This is a genomic window from Psychroserpens sp. NJDZ02, assembly GCF_004843725.1.
Lineage (GTDB): Bacteria > Bacteroidota > Bacteroidia > Flavobacteriales > Flavobacteriaceae > Olleya.
In genome coordinates this window covers 849,921-865,998 of the sequence record NZ_CP039451.1, presented here as the reverse complement: position 1 = coordinate 865,998, position 16,078 = coordinate 849,921, and the positions used below count along the sequence as shown (strand labels likewise).

General features: G+C 32.8%; 12 protein-coding genes. 11 read left to right on the top strand and 1 reads right to left on the bottom strand.

Translation table 11 applies throughout. The annotated features are described in order from the left end of the window. Positions 1-85: 85 nt before the first annotated feature. The 8 genes from rsgA (at position 86) to rlmN (ending at position 9,998) form a co-directional block, all read left to right on the top strand. A complete protein-coding gene (rsgA, locus tag E9099_RS03870) occupies positions 86-1,036 on the top strand; it encodes a ribosome small subunit-dependent GTPase A (RefSeq protein ID WP_136582402.1) in 951 nt (316 codons plus the stop codon). Next, complete coding sequence (gene dtd / locus E9099_RS03865; RefSeq protein ID WP_136582401.1) at positions 1,037-1,489, top strand: D-aminoacyl-tRNA deacylase; 453 nt, start codon at positions 1,037-1,039, stop codon at positions 1,487-1,489. A gap of 120 nt (positions 1,490-1,609) precedes the next feature. Continuing rightward, positions 1,610-3,514: a DUF3857 domain-containing protein gene (locus tag E9099_RS03860; RefSeq protein ID WP_136582400.1), complete on the top strand. Its 1,905-nt coding sequence runs from the start codon at positions 1,610-1,612 to the stop codon at positions 3,512-3,514. Positions 3,515-3,518: 4 nt separating this feature from the next. Then, the gene (locus E9099_RS03855; protein ID WP_136582399.1) at positions 3,519-5,528 is read left to right on the top strand and encodes a DUF3857 domain-containing protein; all 2,010 of its coding nucleotides are present in this window, start codon (positions 3,519-3,521) and stop codon (positions 5,526-5,528) included. Between the two features lie 457 nt (positions 5,529-5,985). Beyond that, positions 5,986-6,312 carry a nucleotide pyrophosphohydrolase gene (locus E9099_RS03850; protein ID WP_136582398.1) on the top strand — a complete coding sequence of 109 codons (327 nt, stop codon included), beginning with the start codon at positions 5,986-5,988 and terminating at the stop codon, positions 6,310-6,312. A gap of 35 nt (positions 6,313-6,347) precedes the next feature. After that, positions 6,348-7,580 (top strand): 3-phosphoshikimate 1-carboxyvinyltransferase, encoded by a 1,233-nt coding sequence (locus E9099_RS03845; RefSeq protein WP_136582397.1) that lies wholly within the window; start codon positions 6,348-6,350, stop codon positions 7,578-7,580. An 85-nt stretch (positions 7,581-7,665) separates the two neighbouring features. Further along, positions 7,666-8,715 carry a tRNA preQ1(34) S-adenosylmethionine ribosyltransferase-isomerase QueA gene (gene queA / locus E9099_RS03840; RefSeq protein ID WP_136582396.1) on the top strand — a complete coding sequence of 350 codons (1,050 nt, stop codon included), beginning with the start codon at positions 7,666-7,668 and terminating at the stop codon, positions 8,713-8,715. Between the two features lie 239 nt (positions 8,716-8,954). Beyond that, the gene (gene rlmN, locus E9099_RS03835) at positions 8,955-9,998 is read left to right on the top strand and encodes a 23S rRNA (adenine(2503)-C(2))-methyltransferase RlmN (protein WP_136582395.1); all 1,044 of its coding nucleotides are present in this window, start codon (positions 8,955-8,957) and stop codon (positions 9,996-9,998) included. 70 nt (positions 9,999-10,068) lie between these two features. Here rlmN and E9099_RS03830 read toward each other — a convergent pair whose 3' ends face one another. Beyond that, a complete protein-coding gene (locus E9099_RS03830) occupies positions 10,069-11,193 on the bottom strand; it encodes a T9SS-dependent choice-of-anchor J family protein (protein WP_136582394.1) in 1,125 nt (374 codons plus the stop codon). A 143-nt stretch (positions 11,194-11,336) separates the two neighbouring features. On the opposite strand from E9099_RS03830, the gene E9099_RS03825 reads away from it, so the two are divergent. The 3 genes from E9099_RS03825 (at position 11,337) to E9099_RS03815 (ending at position 16,078) form a co-directional block, all read left to right on the top strand. Next, positions 11,337-12,314: a polyprenyl synthetase family protein gene (locus E9099_RS03825; protein WP_136582393.1), complete on the top strand. Its 978-nt coding sequence runs from the start codon at positions 11,337-11,339 to the stop codon at positions 12,312-12,314. A gap of 106 nt (positions 12,315-12,420) precedes the next feature. Continuing rightward, positions 12,421-15,159, top strand: a complete 2,739-nt coding sequence (locus E9099_RS03820) for a gliding motility-associated C-terminal domain-containing protein (protein WP_136582392.1) — start codon at positions 12,421-12,423, stop codon at positions 15,157-15,159. 7 nt (positions 15,160-15,166) lie between these two features. After that, positions 15,167-16,078, top strand: coding sequence for a type IX secretion system membrane protein PorP/SprF (locus E9099_RS03815; protein WP_136582391.1), 912 nt, complete (start codon positions 15,167-15,169; stop codon positions 16,076-16,078).

The window sequence follows — 16,078 nt, the reverse complement described above, 5'->3', positions numbered from 1 at the left end:
TTAATTTTACTTAATTATATAGAAAAGACTACCATTTGGTAGTCTTTTTTTGTTTTACTTACTAATATTAATCATCTTTGTAATAATGACAGGACGCGTATATAAATCTACAGGAAGCTGGTACACAGTAAAGACCGAATTAGGTCAAACGTACGAATGCAGAATAAAAGGTAAGTTTAGACTAAAAGGCATCAAAAGCACAAATCCAATCGCGGTTGGAGATTTTGTGGACTTTGAGTTGGACACAAAATCTGATGTAGAAACAGGAGTGATTGACAAAATTCATGATAGACAAAATTACATTGTTCGTAAATCTGTAAACCTGTCTAAACAAACGCATATTATAGCGTCTAATATTGATTTAGTCTTTTTATTAGTCACAATAGATAATCCTCCAACATTTACAAGTTTTATTGATCGCTTTTTAGTTACAGCAGAAGCATATGATATAAAGGCGGTGTTGTTATTCAATAAAATTGATACTTACAACGAAGAAACTTTAGACGAAGTTAGATACTTGGCTCATGTATACCGACAAATTGGTTATGAGTGTATAGGGATTTCGGCGAAGACCGGAAAAAATATAGACAAAGTTAAAGCATTAATGGAAGGTAAGGTAAGTATGTTTACAGGGCATTCTGGTGTTGGTAAATCGACATTGGTTAATGCTATAGAACCTACTTTGGACCTTAAAACAAAAGCTATATCGTCTCAACATATGCAAGGTCAGCATACCACAACTTTTGCAGAAATGTTTGATTTAGGTTTTAATGCTAGAATTATCGATACACCAGGAATTAAAGGTTTTGGTGTTGTAGATATGGAAAAAGAGGAAATTGGTGATTACTTTCCCGAGTTTTTTGCCTTAAAACAAGATTGTAAATTTAATAACTGTTTGCATATTGAAGAGCCTAAATGCGCCGTAAAAGATGCTTTAGAAAAAGATGAAATTTCTGCTTCTCGATATAAAAGTTATGTGCAAATTATAGAAGGAGATGAGGAGCATTACAGAACCGATATTTGGGAAAAAGAATAAATGAAAGCAGTCATCCAACGTGTTAGCAAAGCAAGTGTTACTATAGATGAAAAAAAGGTAGCTAATATTGGTCATGGGTTATTAATATTAGTTGGTATAGTAGCAGAAGATACGGAAGAGGATATTAAATGGTTGATTAATAAAATTGCTAATTGTCGTATTTTTAATGATGATAATCAAGTCATGAATTTATCTTTAATCGACACTAAAGGTGATGCTATTGTTGTTAGTCAATTTACACTTCACGCCAGTACTAAAAAAGGAAACAGACCAAGTTATATAAAAGCAGCAAGACCTGAAGTGGCTATGCCTTTGTATGAGGCGTTTGTAAAAACAATACAATTAGCTTTAGGAAAGTCCGTTCAAACTGGTCAATTTGGAGCGGACATGAAAGTTGAGCTGATAAATGACGGTCCTGTTACTATTATTATAGATTCTAAAAAGAGAGACTAATTTATTGTGTTGTTGGTTTACACAGTGATTTAAACAATAAGGCTATTCCCGCTTTCTAAATCCATCGAACAGTTTTCGTTTTCATCATATAATTTCTATATTGTAGTCTAATTAGATGTAATGCCTACAAACACATTTTTAAAAAGTATAATTTGTATACTTTTCTTTTCCGTAAGTGTATTTTCTCAAGATAGTTACCAAGCTATAGTTTTAAGTCCAGAGTTGCAATCAAATGCCAATGCCATTGTCCGCTCTAGTGCAATAGATGTTAGTATTGAATCTAGGAATAAAATAGTTATTAAAGAGCAACGCGTTGTTACTGTTTTAAACGAAAGAGGTCAAAGGCATATTGGAGCTGTCGTGTATTATGATCAGTTAAAATCAATTAAAACATTAGAGGCTGTAGTTTTTAATGCTTTTGGAAAAGAAATTAAAAAGTTCAAGAAAAAAGATTTTATAGATGTTAGTGTTGCTGACGGCGTATCTATTTTTACAGATAATCGAGCGCGCTACATTAATTATATACCTGTTTCTTATCCTTACACTGTCGTATTTGATTTAGAAGTGGTGTCTTCTAATACTGCTTTTATACCACAGTGGTTTCCTATTGATGACTATTACTTAAGTGTAGAAAAAGCATCATATAAAATACAAAATCATACAGATATACCTTTAGATTTTAAAGTCAGCAACTTAGAAGCATTTAAAATTGAAAAAATGTCCGACTATAATTATCAAGCTAATAATCTATCAGCAATAAAAAAAGAGGCTTATAGTCCATCCTTTTATAATGTGGCACCTTCAGTCAAATTTGCGCTTAAACAATTTAGTATGTTGGGCGTTGAAGGGGACAATAACAGTTGGAGTGATTTTGGTAAATGGATGAGTGATAAGCTAATTGATGGGACTCAAGAACTTCCGGAAACTGTTAAAGTAGAAATTAAATCTCTTACTAAAGATGCAAAAACAGATTTAGAAAAAGCTAAGATTGTATATCAGTTTATGCAAAACAAAACACGGTATATAAGTGTGCAAGTTGGTATTGGAGGGTGGAAACCAATGCTTGCAAGTGATGTAGATAGATTGGGATATGGAGATTGTAAAGGGTTGTCCAATTACACAAAAGCACTTTTGGATGAGGTTGGCGTTACCTCTTTCTATACAATTGTTTATGGAGGAGAAGATTTACGAAGTATTGATGCCTCGTTTTCGTCTTTACAGGGGAATCATGCTATATTATCAATACCTGCTAATGACAGTTATATTACTTTAGAATGCACTAGTCAGTCCACACCATTTGGGTATAATGCTAATTTTACAGATGATAGAGATGTTTTAATTGTTACACCATCTGGAGGGCAAATAGTTCATACAAAAATATATAGCACAAATGAAAACAGTCAAATAATAAACTCAGATATTACATTAGATAGTTTAGGTGGTTTTAAAGCCAAATTAAATATTACATCTAAAGGGACGCAATACGATAAATACAGTCATATTGAGGTGCAAACAGAAAAAGAAAACAAGCTATATTACAAGGATGTTTTTTCGGATATAAATAACCTGCAAGTAAATAGCATGCTTTTTAATAACGATAAAAATAATATTGTTTTTAAAGAAGATTTAGACTTACAAGTTGATAAGTATGTTACCAAAGCAGGAGATAGGTGGTTGATGCAACCTAACTTTTTTAATAAATTTAAAACAGCACCACCAAGATATAAAAACCGAAAATTGCCTTTTGAGATTGATAGAGGTTTTGTGGACGAAGATCACTATCAAATTACGTTGCCAGATAATGTTAAAGTAGAGGCATTACAGGACGATGTTGTAATTAAAAATAAGTTTGGAGAATATCACTATTCAATCAAACAAATAGATGACAAAAATTTAGTATTCAAAAGAAAAATCATTATTAATAAAGGTCAGTTTTCAAAAGAGGATTACGGTGCTTTTAGAAAATTTAGACTCGCTATTGTTAAACACGATAAATCAAAAATAGTATTAACCACTACTAATTAAATAAATGAAAAAACTAACCATCCTAACGTTTATGTTTATGTCCGTTTTGGGGCAATGCCAAGATTTTAAATTTGGAAAAGTCAGTAAAGAAGAATTAAAAGAAGCCAGCCATTCAGTTTATCCTGAAGCAAATGCAGTCGTGTTGTTTAAAAAACAACATACTAGTTTTCCTTTTTCAAAAACAAATGGATTTGAACGAGAAACTGAATATCACGAGCGAATAAAAATATATAATAAAGAGGGCTATGAGTGGGCGACAAAGAGAGTTGACTTATATAATGAGAGCAATGCCATGCGCCAAAACCTTGTCGGTCTAAAAGGTTATACTTATAAACTTGTAAATGGTAAGGTCGAAAAAAGCAAACTCAAGAATGAAAACATTTTTAAAGAAGATAATAATAAATACTGGAGTTCTAAGACTTTTACAATGCCTGGTTTAGCAGAGGGGTGCATTATAGAATTTGAGTACAAAATCAAATCAACTTTTTTATCAATAGATGATGTTGTATTGCAATATGATATTCCTATTAATAAAATTGAGGTAGATATTATTACTCCTGAATATTTTAACTACAATAAATTTGTAAGTCCAAGAGCTTCTTTTGTACCAAAAATTCAAGAGTCAAAAAGGGATAGAAAAGAAACTGTTACAACTAAAGAGAGAAGCGGAGCTCGTACAGTAAGTACAGAATTTAAAAAGTCTAGTTTTAATTTTGAGGAGAATGTAGTCAAAATATATATGGAAGATTTACCTGCTTTGGTAGATGAGCCGTTTACGGATAATATTGATAATTATAGAGCTAAGGTAGTCTTTGAATATGCTTTTTACAAAGGTCCAGATGGAGCAGTAAAAAACTATGCTACTAGTTGGGACAAAGTAATTAGGAATATTTATGATAACGACGATTTTGGCGGGCAACTTAGTAAAACTAATTATTTTGAAGACGATATTAATAACTTGATTAAAAGTACTGCTTCGGATACGGAGAAAATCCAACTAATTTTTGACTTTGTAAAAACTAAAATTAAGAAAAATGATTTTATAGGTTATACCTCAGAAAATGGTGTTAAAAACGCATATAAAGAAGGCTCTGGTAATACGGCAGATATTAATTTAATGCTAATTGCTATGCTTCGATATGCTAAAATAAAAACGAATCCAGTATTGGTAAGTACAAGGAGTAATGGTGTGCCATTATTTCCAACAAGAACAGGTTTTAACTATGTTATTTGTGCAGTGGAGACAGAGGGTCAATTACAGCTTTTAGATGCGACGGAGCAATATACGACGCTTAATGTTTTACCTAAAAAAGCTATTAATTGGCAAGGACGATTAATTAGAGAGGGCGGTACTTCTACTTGGGTTAGTTTATCTCCAAATGTTGTTTCAAAACAATTAGTTTCAGTAAGTGTGAATTTAGAGGAGGACCTTTCTTTTAAAGGAAAGATAAGACAGGTGTTTACCAATTATCAAGCATATAATTACAGGAATAACTTTGCTAATAAAAGTAAAGAGGATTTGATTTTAAATATAGAAAAGAAAAATTCAGGGCTTGTTGTGACCGACTTAGATGTGAAAAATGTAGAATCATTAGCTAATCCAGTATCAGAAATTTATAATTTCTCTTATGACCAATCTGCAGAACAAATAGGAGATCTTATTTATGTTTCACCATTATTGTTTTTGAGCCAAGAAGAAAATCCTTTTATCCAAGATTCTAGAGATTTCCCCATGGATTTTATATATCCAACATTAGAGCAGCAGACGATTACTATTATAATACCGGATGGTTATAAGGTGGAATCACTTCCTGAAAGTTCTAGGCTAGATTTTAATGATAAATCTGTTAGTTTTTCTTATTTAATAAAGCAAACAGGTAATATTGTTCAATTAGCGAAAAAAATGGAGATAAATAGAACTATCATTTTGCCAGAGTATTATGCCGATTTTAAAAAATTTCATGAATTTATAGTTGAAAAAAATCAAGAAAAAATAGTGCTTAAAAAAATATAAGTGGTAGTGATATTTATAATTTAGAGTAAATTCAATCAAATAGAGTATTAGTTGTAGTGCGTTTTATAAAAAATTAACAATAGAAAAAAAATATTATTTTCGATCAGTTTTTAAAAGTTTGTTTAGAAATTGACCTTTATTACTTTTAATTAAGAATAAAGATGGTTTTAATTTGTTGGTTTGTACGTTGATGTATAGTGTTTTGTTGTTTTCTTTCGTCTTTCACTGAAGGCTATCAATTAGAGTCGTTACCAGAAAGCGAAACAATAAATTTTAATACAGACGCATTAACTTTTTCTTATCTTACAAAACAAATTGGCGATAAAATTCAAATAGTTGTAAGTTTGGAAATTAATAATACGTATATATTAGCATCTGATTATAGTAATTTTAAGGAGTTCTATAAAATTAGAACAGATAAAAAAGCTGAGAAAATAGTGCTTAAAAAAGAATAAAAATGGACATCAAAAACGCACAATTAGAAGTAGATAACTGGATTAATGCTCATGGCGTTCGTTATTTTAACGAGCTAACCAATATGGCGCAACTTACAGAGGAAGTTGGAGAAGTGGCGCGCATTATAGCTAGGCGTTATGGAGAACAAAGTGAAAAAGAATCTGATAAAAACAAAGATTTAGGAGAAGAACTTGCTGATGTTATGTTTGTAGTATTATGTTTAGCAAATCAAACGGGTATAGACTTGCAAGAAGCGTTTGATAAAAAGTTAGATATAAAAACAAAACGAGATCACGACAGACATCATAATAATCAAAAATTGAAATAAATTTAGTTACATCAGAGCAAGGAATCCATTAGAATATGAATCTACATTTAAATAAATCGGCAATACATAAAACGTCTTCAATCCAAATAACCGGATCAAAAAGCGAGTCTAATAGATTATTATTGCTACAAGCCTTATATCCAGAAATAAAAATAAGTAATGTGTCTAATAGTGATGACTCTGTATTAATGTCAAAAGCATTAGCATCTCAGGACAAAATCATAGATATACACCATGCAGGAACAGCGATGCGATTTTTAACCGCATATTTTTCTACGCAAGACGGAAGGGCTATCGAGTTGACAGGTTCCAAACGCATGAAGGAGCGTCCAATCGCTATTTTAGTAGACGCCTTAAATCAATTGGGAGCAGAGATAACATATAAAGAAAACGAAGGCTTTCCGCCGTTATTAATAAAAGGGAAAAAGCTAACTAAAAATAAAGTCACTTTAAAAGCAAATGTTAGTAGTCAGTATATTTCGGCATTACTTTTAATAGCTCCTAAATTAGAAAACGGAATAGAATTAACGCTTGACGGAGAAATTACATCGGTACCATATATTAAAATGACACTTAGTTTGTTAGAAGAGATTGGTGTTAAAACTACATTTGAAGGCAATCTAATTACTATAGCTCCTAAAAAACAATCGGAAGTTAGCGGACAACAATTAACAGTAGAGAGTGATTGGTCTTCAGCATCCTATTTTTATAGCATTGCCGCCATGTCTGCTATTGGAACAAGTATTATGTTATCTTCATATAAGCAAAATAGCCTGCAAGGCGATTCCGCTTTAGCGACAATTTATAAGTCCTTTGGTGTGACAACAACATTTAAAGATAACAGTGTTACGCTTAAAAAGGAAGAAGAAGTTGCTTTGGATACCCAAATTGATTTCGATTTAAAAAATGCACCAGATATTGCGCAAACTATTTCGGTAACCGCATTTGGTTTAGGTTTAGAGTGTCATTTAACAGGATTGCATACTTTAAAAATTAAAGAAACAGATCGTTTAATAGCCTTAAAAACCGAAATTGAAAAATTAGGAGGAGAGGTTGCCATAACAGATAATAGTTTAACATTAAAAAAAGCAACCAATAGACAACAAAATATTGCTGTTGCAACTTATAATGACCACCGGATGGCTATGGCATTTGCGCCTTTAGCATTAAAAACGCCTATAATTATCGAAGATTATAAAGTGGTTTCAAAATCTTACCCAACATTTTGGGATGATTTAGCTGCTTTAGGCTTCATTTTTAGCGTTTAATAAATAATAATTGCTCATTTACTTGACAAGGCCTATCTCCAGATTGTATATTTGCAATCTTGTTAACTTAACAACTATTTAATAAATGAAATTATCACACTTCCATTTTGACTTACCAGATGAATTATTAGCAGAATATCCTGCTGAAAACAGAGACGAGTCTCGTTTGATGGTATTAAATCGAAAAGAACAAACTATTGAGCATAAAATGTTCAAAGACATAATCGAATATTTTGATGAGAAGGATGTGATGATTCTTAACAACACCAAAGTATTTCCAGCACGTTTATTTGGTAACAAAGAAAAAACAGGCGCTAGAATCGAAGTGTTTTTATTAAGAGAATTAAATAAAGAACAACGTCTTTGGGATGTTTTAGTAGATCCAGCTCGTAAAATACGTATTGGTAACAAATTATATTTTGGTGATGACGAAACGTTAGTAGCAGAAGTTATCGATAATACAACCTCTAGAGGACGTACTTTACGTTTCTTATATGACGGATCTTATGAGGAGTTTAGAAAAAAGCTTCAAATGTTAGGAGAAACACCTTTGCCTAAATATATTAAAAGAGAGGTAGAGCCAGAAGATGAAGAGCGTTACCAGACAATTTATGCAAAAGAAGAAGGGGCTGTAGCAGCACCAACAGCAGGGATGCACTTTTCTAAGCATTTATTAAAACGTTTAGAAATTAAAGGAGTTGATTTTGCAGAAGTAACACTACACGTTGGATTAGGAACCTTTAACCCAGTTGAGGTTGAAGATCTATCTAAGCATAAAATGGATAGCGAAGAGCTTAAAATTGAAGCGGCAGCAGTAGAGATTATCAATAATGCTAAAAAAGAAAAGCGTCGTATTTGTGCAGTAGGTACAACAGCAATGCGTGCTATAGAAAGCTCAGTATCTTCAAGCGGGACATTAAACGAAATAGAAGGATGGACAAATAAATTTATTTTTCCTCCATACGATTTTAGTATCGCTAACGCTATGATTACTAATTTTCATACACCAAAATCAACATTAATGATGATGGTCTCTGCATTTGCTGGACATGACTTTATGAAAAAAGCATACGAAGAAGCAGTAAAAGAAAAGTACAAATTTTACAGTTATGGAGACGCGATGTTAATCATCTAATCCTTCCACTATAGATAATTAAAACCTCTTTTCGCTGTAATCAGTAAAAGAGGTTTTTTTATGGCATTACCCAAAGGTCGCGCTCTCGACAGTCGCTTTGCATTTGCCTAAATAGCAAAAGCAAGAGCTTCAACAAATGTCTCCATCGCTAATGCGTTAGCTTAACGTTGGTTATAAATTTAAGTAAAGTAAATCATCAGTCGTCATTCATCATTCAAAATCACTATTTTTGCAATCCAATGGACATTAAGAAAAAAGACATACGCGCATTAACTAAAGAGCAACTTAGAGAATTCTTTGAAAAAGAAGGAGATAAAGCCTTTAGAGGAAATCAAGTTTACGAGTGGTTATGGAGCAAAGGAGCTCATACATTTGAAGATATGACAAACCTCTCTAAGGAGACGCGTCAAATGCTAGAAGACAACTTTGTTATAAATCATATCAAAGTAGATGTGATGCAACGTAGTAGCGATGGGACTGTAAAAAATGCGGTACGATTACATGATGATTTAATAGTCGAGTCTGTTTTAATACCAACAAAAACTAGAACGACAGCTTGCGTGTCTAGTCAAGTAGGGTGTAGTTTAGACTGTAAGTTCTGTGCAACATCGCGTTTAAAACGTATGCGTAATCTTAATCCTGATGAGATTTATGACCAAGTAGTCGCTATAGATAGAGAAAGTAGGTTGTATTTTGATAGACCTTTAAGTAATATTGTGTTTATGGGTATGGGAGAACCTTTAATGAACTATAATAACGTTCTTAAGGCTATTGATAAAATAACATCTCCAGAAGGATTAGCAATGTCACCAAAGCGAATTGTAGTCTCTACATCAGGGGTGCCAAAAATGATTAAAAAAATGGCAGATGATAACGTTAAGTTTAAATTAGCAGTGTCATTACATTCTGCAATTGACGAAGTCCGAACATCTATTATGCCATTTAATGCAACGTTTCCATTAGCAGATCTTAGAGAAGCACTAGTGTATTGGTATGAAAAAACAAAAAACCGTATTACTTATGAGTATGTTGTTTGGGATGGCATAAACGATAAACGTAAAGATGTAGATGCTTTAGTTCAGTTTTGTAAGTTTGCACCAAGTAAAGTTAATATTATAGAGTATAATCCAATTGATGATGGTCAGTTTCAGCAAGCAAGATCAGAAGCTATTGATATGTATAAAAATGTATTAGAAGATAATAATATTACTGTTACTGTAAGACGAAGTAGAGGTAAGGATATTGATGCGGCTTGCGGGCAATTAGCGAATAAAGAAAAATAAATTATAATTTTTATTGAAAAAAAGCGCCTTTCGATTAATTGAAAGGCGCTTTTTTGTGTTTTAGTAAAGATTACTCTTTAATAAATTTTATTGTTTTTTCTTGATTTCCAGCAAGGATTTTCATGAAGTAAACCCCGTTTTTTAAATCGTTAATAGCGATGGAGTTGTTAATTACTGCATTAGCATTAAGTTGCATAACACGTTGTCCTAATTGGTTAAATATTTCAACAGAATCAAAACGTGTATTTGATTTTATACTAATACTATTTTTAGCAGGGTTAGGATAAATACTAAAAGTAGTGGTGTTAAAGTTAGTAACGGATAGTGTGTTGTCTGCTTCTGTTGTAAAACTCCAAACAGAAGATCCCGTTGCTTGTCCTCCAATATTTTCTGCGACTACAGACCAATAATATACAGTATTGTATTCCGTACCTGTAATATCAACAGATGTGTTATTAATATTACGTAAATAGACTAAAGTTGTTGGAGACTCTCCTAGGTAAAAGTTATAAGTAATTGCAGGGTCTCCAGTTGTCGATTCAGACCAAGAAAAAGAAACTATATTATCTGGGATATTATCTGAATCTGTATCAGTTGGGTCAATTGCGACATCTGTTGCCGTATCAGAAGGGGTGGGCGTGGTAACCGCATTTGGAGGGCTAGCATATTGGTTTACTAAATTAACATTATCTATAAACCAATAATCACCATCATTTTGTGCTAATACAAAAGCAATGTAAACTGTAAGTCCTTCGTAAGCAGATAAGTCTACGGTATATGAAGAAAATGTGGCTTCGTTTCCCGCTGTTACAGATGTTTCGGTTTGCGTATCTATAATAGTAAAATCCGCATGTGTTGTTTGTGATGATCCAGTAGAGACTCTTATAGTGTATTCAGAACCATAATCGGGTAGGAAAGCATCCGTTTGGTCAAATTGTAATAATGAATTAGAGGTTGTAATAGCAATAGATGGAGTTACTAGCCAGTCTTCGGATAAGGTTGGTACGGCTTCATAGGTAACTCCCATGTAATCTCCAACATTTGCCCAGTTTTTAACTGTTCCTTCTCCATTAGTTCCAATAAACGTAGTCCAATTTGTTGGGATGCTCGTGCCATTAAAGCTTTCAGGGAATTGTGCATGACTTAAAGTTGTCATTGTTAAATAAATCAATAATAGCAATGTAATTTTTTTCATGAGTTAAAGTTTAGAAGATTAGGGTATTAAAGATAATAAAAAAAGAATTGCTCTGTTTCTCACATATTAAAAATGCGAATTGTTAATATTAAGGTCTATTAGTTTATTCGTATTTTTGCAATCATAAAAATTAGACCTTTCTTTTGAAAATAACAGAACAGATAAAACAGCCAATTGCTTTTGAAATGGAACTTTTTGAAAAAAAGTTTCGACTAGCTATGTCATCAAAAGTAGCTTTGCTTAACAGGATTACTTATTATATCGTTAATAGAAAAGGGAAACAAATGCGACCGATGTTTGTTTTTTTAGTGGCTAAAATGGTGTCGAATGGAGAGGTTAGCGAGCGGACCTATCGTGGCGCATCTGTTATCGAATTGATCCATACAGCGACTTTAGTACATGATGATGTGGTTGATGATAGTAATAAACGTCGTGGTTTTTTCTCTATTAATGCACTTTGGAAAAATAAAATAGCCGTTTTAATTGGTGATTTTTTATTGTCAAAAGGACTGTTGTTATCTATTGATAATAATGATTTTGATTTATTGAAAATAATCTCTATTGCCGTTAGAGAGATGAGTGAAGGTGAATTACTTCAAATTGAAAAAGCGAGAAAGCTAGACATTACCGAGGACGTTTATTATGAGATTATCAGACAAAAAACAGCCACACTTATCGCAGCATGTTGTAGTCTTGGCGCGGCTTCTGTTAAACCTAATTCTGTTGAGGTGGAGAGTATGCGTAAGTTTGGAGAACTTATTGGAATGGCATTCCAAATTAAAGATGATTTGTTTGATTATGGGACGCAGAGTATTGGAAAACCAACAGGTATTGATATTAAAGAACAAAAAATGACATTGCCTTTAATTTACGTGCTTAATAATTGTTCTAAAAAAGATAAAAAATGGTTGATCAATTCGGTTAAAAACCACAATAAAGATAGAAAGCGAGTGAATCAAGTGATCGATTTTGTAAAACAAAATGGAGGCTTAGATTATGCTGTATCAAAAATGAAATCCTTTCAAGAAGAAGCATTATTGTTGCTTAGTAGTTTTCCTAAATCAGAATATAAAGATGCTCTTGAATTAATGGTTAATTATGTTATTGAACGGAAAAAGTAAGTCTTAAACGCTTCGTATAATTCCTGTTATATCAATTAATTAGATGTTTTTGTGTGTTTTATAATTTGTATTATTTAACTTGCGCCAAATCTAAATTTAAAGCGTATTGAAAAAGATTACCTACCTCGTTTTAGTAATTCTAATCTGTTATACTTCAAAAATAAATGCACAATGTAATGAGCAGGAGACTGTCGTTATTTGTGATATGACAACTATTGATAATAATAATGATGGGATTCCAGATGGAATAATAAATTTGTATGAGCAATACAATAGTGTTACAGGAGGTGCTGTTTCAGCTGCTACCAGTACTTGGTTTGATCCTGATTTTAATTTTGCGTTAGATCCAGCTACTGGTGATTTATTCTTATGGGATTTAGATGACTCTTCAGTAGCAATAACAGATTATCAGTTTCAATTAATTGATACTAGTTCTGCTTGTGCAGATGGTATTATAGCTACTGTTAATTTAGTTTTAGGACCTTTTGAAGGTAATCCCTTACCTCCACAAGGTGTTAATGACGCTAATATTACAATTTGTGAGAGTATATTATCAACTTTTGATTTATTTCAGGTCTTTGAGTCACAACCTTCTCCTCATAAAAATGGTATTTGGGAATTTGTAGGTAACTTAGGGGATCCTTCAAATTTTTTAGGATTCGGACCAACACCAAGTAGTTTTAATGCTACTATACCCTATGTGCCTTTTGGTAATTTGATAGAGTTTGATGTTTTTGAATTTACTTATACCGTGCCAGGTATTACTCCATGTAGCCCAACTTCGGTTTCAAATATTAAAGTAGAAGTTATTAGAGATGTTTTTTCGGGTAATGCAACAAACTATTTTATTTGTGAAGATGATATATTAGCGGGACTTTGGGATAATGATATTAATTTAACTGATGATCAGTATTTGAGCGGAGAAGATGTGGAAGGGCTTTGGTCTGCAAATAATGATCCAACCGGTCAAATTTCCAATCCTTTGGATGCTATCGTCAATATAAGAGAGATTTATGATTTTTTAAAGGCGTCAAATCCAATGTTCGCTTGTGAGACTTTTACTTTTAATTATACGGTTGAAGCACGATCTTCATTAACTAATTGTTCTGATAAGACAACAGGGATATCTTTTTCATTCTTCGAAACCATACGATTTTTCGAACAAGAAGATCCTCCTCTGGAAATCTGTACTGACGATTTTCGTCCATATTCAATAAGTTTATATGATCAATTACTCTTTACAACAGAGAATGGAATACTGTACGAATACCCTAATTCTATTTATACAGAGTGGACTTTGGTTTCTGGGCCTTCAGATTTAAATATTCAGGAAAATGGTGAAATTATTTTATACGATCACCAGATTTTAACAACAGAAGGACTTATAGATATAGCAGGAATTACTAATGATGATGTAGGAACTTATGTGTTTAGTTATAGCGTTTCTTCGGATTCGACATGTTTAGGTAGTCCATGCGCAAATCGTAGCGCAGAGGTGACGCTTATTATTCATCCAACTTATTATGCAGGGGAAGACACTATTGATTTAGAATTTTGTGAAACAGATCCTATAGGTGCTTCTCCTTTAGATTTATTTACTTTATTAACGACTAATGGTATTGAAGACCCAATTTATCAAGGTGATGCAGGTCGCTGGTTAGACAATACAGGAGCAGTAGTAGTAAATCCTATTACTTTACCCGATATTGATGGCAGTCAGACATTTAATTATGTGTATTCTACGCTTACGGAGGAGGGGTGTTTAGATAGAGCAAATCTATCGTTTACTGTTTTTGAAGCCTATGATCCAGGTGAAGATGGTGTCGTTGAAGTCTGTGATACCGATGAGATATTTAATTTGTTTGATAATTTAGGTGGTACCCCAAGTACTACAGGGACTTGGACAGGACCTAATGGGTATGCAACGACTGGTCATGAAGCAATTTTTGATCCAGCACTGTCTGAAGGAGGTGTATACACTTATAGTTTGCCTGATAATACAAATACAGAAAATATAGTTTTATGTCCAGGAAGTGAGTCTATAGTTACAGTCACTTTATTTCAAAGCCCAATACTTGGAGAAGGTGGGTTGTATACTGTATGTCAAACTGAATTACAAATTGATTTATTTGATTATTTAGATGCTACAGCGGATACTAGTGGGGATTTTTTCGATATTGGTGTGACAGGAGCTCTGACAGGTAGTGTCCTTGAGGTATCGCAATTAAGTGAAGGTATATATGATTTTAGATATCAAATACAAGGTAATCCACCGTGTGATTTATCAAGTATAATTATTTCTATTTCGGTAATTGAAGTGGAAGCACCTATTACTGAAAATCAAACATTTTGTGCAACAGATGGAGCGTCTGTAAGTCATTTGATAGCCAATAACGGACAAGATTTTAATTGGTATGATAATGCAACAGATACGGATCCATTAGATGCGGATACAATATTGGTGGATGGTGCTGATTATTTTGTTACAGCAACAGATGGTAATGGTTGTGAATCTTTTCGAGTAGCTATGACAGTCACGTTATTGCCTTACGGGAATCCAGATTGTGAGGATTGTATCAGTGATGGTGTATCTGCAAACGGAGACGGGCAAAATGATCAGTTTGATTTGTGCAGTCTACCAGCGACCTTTCCTAATTTCGAAATTGATATTTTTAATAGGTATGGTACTATTGTTTATAAAGGAAATCAAAATACTCCTTTGTTTGATGGAGAATCAAATGTTGGTATTGGAAAAACACTGCCTTCAGGGGTGTATTTTTATGTTTTTGATCCAAAAGATGGCATGACAGATCCTTTTCAAGGTGATTTTTATTTAAGTAGATAATTTTAGAATGAGACAAAAATTACTAATACTTTTGATTCTATGTAGTTGGTCTACATATGCACAACAAGAACCTCAGTATACACAATATATGTATAACATGAGTATCGTTAATCCAGCTTATATGCTAAACGAACCTGGTGTTATTCAGGTTGGTAGTTTATATAGGACGCAATGGGTGGGGATTGATGGCGCACCAAGAACAGTTAATGCTTTTGCAAACATACCTTTAAACGATAGAATAGAGTTAAGTGTGAATTATTTAAATGATAACATTGGTGATAATGTTAATTTAAGTGAAAACCTATTTAATATTGATGCGGCTTATAAGGTTAGTCTTAATGATGGATTAAACCTTTCTTTTGGTTTAAAAGCAGGATTTGAGCATATTAATATTAGTGCAATCGGAAGTAACGTTGCTGGAGATGCTGCCTTTGGTAATAACAATAAAACGTTGTTGAATATTGGAGCAGGTGTGTTTTTGTTTAATGATGATTACTATGCAGGGGTGTCTTCGCCAAATTTAATTCCAGCGAGTTTAGATATTGAAGATGAGACGACGTACACTAACAAACCTCATGTTTTTTTAATTGGGGGTTATGTTTTTGATGTCGCAGATAATTTAAAATTGAAGCCGTCAACTGTTGTGAAATATACGGGAGGAGCGCCACTAACTTTTGATTTGTCGGTTAACGCGTTATATAATGAGAAATTTGAACTTGGAGTCTCTTACAGATATCAAGATGCTATTGCTGGTTTAGCAGGGTTTAATATTTCTTCCAATTTAAAAATAGGGTATGCCTATGATTTCAATACAAGTAAACTTAATGATTTTAATAGTGGAAGTCATGAGTTTCTTTTGTTGTACAGATTTGATTTACTAGGATTAAGTAAAAAGTATTCATCTCCAAGATTTTACTAA

What these genes read in the sequence shown, in the direction of transcription:
- rsgA (WP_136582402.1), top strand. Translation starts at nt 86, where the DNA reads ATGACAGGACGCGTATATAAATCTACAGGAAGCTGGTACACAGTAAAG.
- dtd (WP_136582401.1), top strand. Translation starts at nt 1,037, where the DNA reads ATGAAAGCAGTCATCCAACGTGTTAGCAAAGCAAGTGTTACTATAGAT.
- E9099_RS03860 (WP_136582400.1), top strand. Translation starts at nt 1,610, where the DNA reads ATGCCTACAAACACATTTTTAAAAAGTATAATTTGTATACTTTTCTTT.
- E9099_RS03855 (WP_136582399.1), top strand. Translation starts at nt 3,519, where the DNA reads ATGAAAAAACTAACCATCCTAACGTTTATGTTTATGTCCGTTTTGGGG.
- E9099_RS03850 (WP_136582398.1), top strand. Translation starts at nt 5,986, where the DNA reads ATGGACATCAAAAACGCACAATTAGAAGTAGATAACTGGATTAATGCT.
- E9099_RS03845 (WP_136582397.1), top strand. Translation starts at nt 6,348, where the DNA reads ATGAATCTACATTTAAATAAATCGGCAATACATAAAACGTCTTCAATC.
- queA (WP_136582396.1), top strand. Translation starts at nt 7,666, where the DNA reads ATGAAATTATCACACTTCCATTTTGACTTACCAGATGAATTATTAGCA.
- rlmN (WP_136582395.1), top strand. Translation starts at nt 8,955, where the DNA reads ATGGACATTAAGAAAAAAGACATACGCGCATTAACTAAAGAGCAACTT.
- E9099_RS03830 (WP_136582394.1), bottom strand. Translation starts at nt 11,193, where the DNA reads ATGAAAAAAATTACATTGCTATTATTGATTTATTTAACAATGACAACT.
- E9099_RS03815 (WP_136582391.1), top strand. Translation starts at nt 15,167, where the DNA reads ATGAGACAAAAATTACTAATACTTTTGATTCTATGTAGTTGGTCTACA.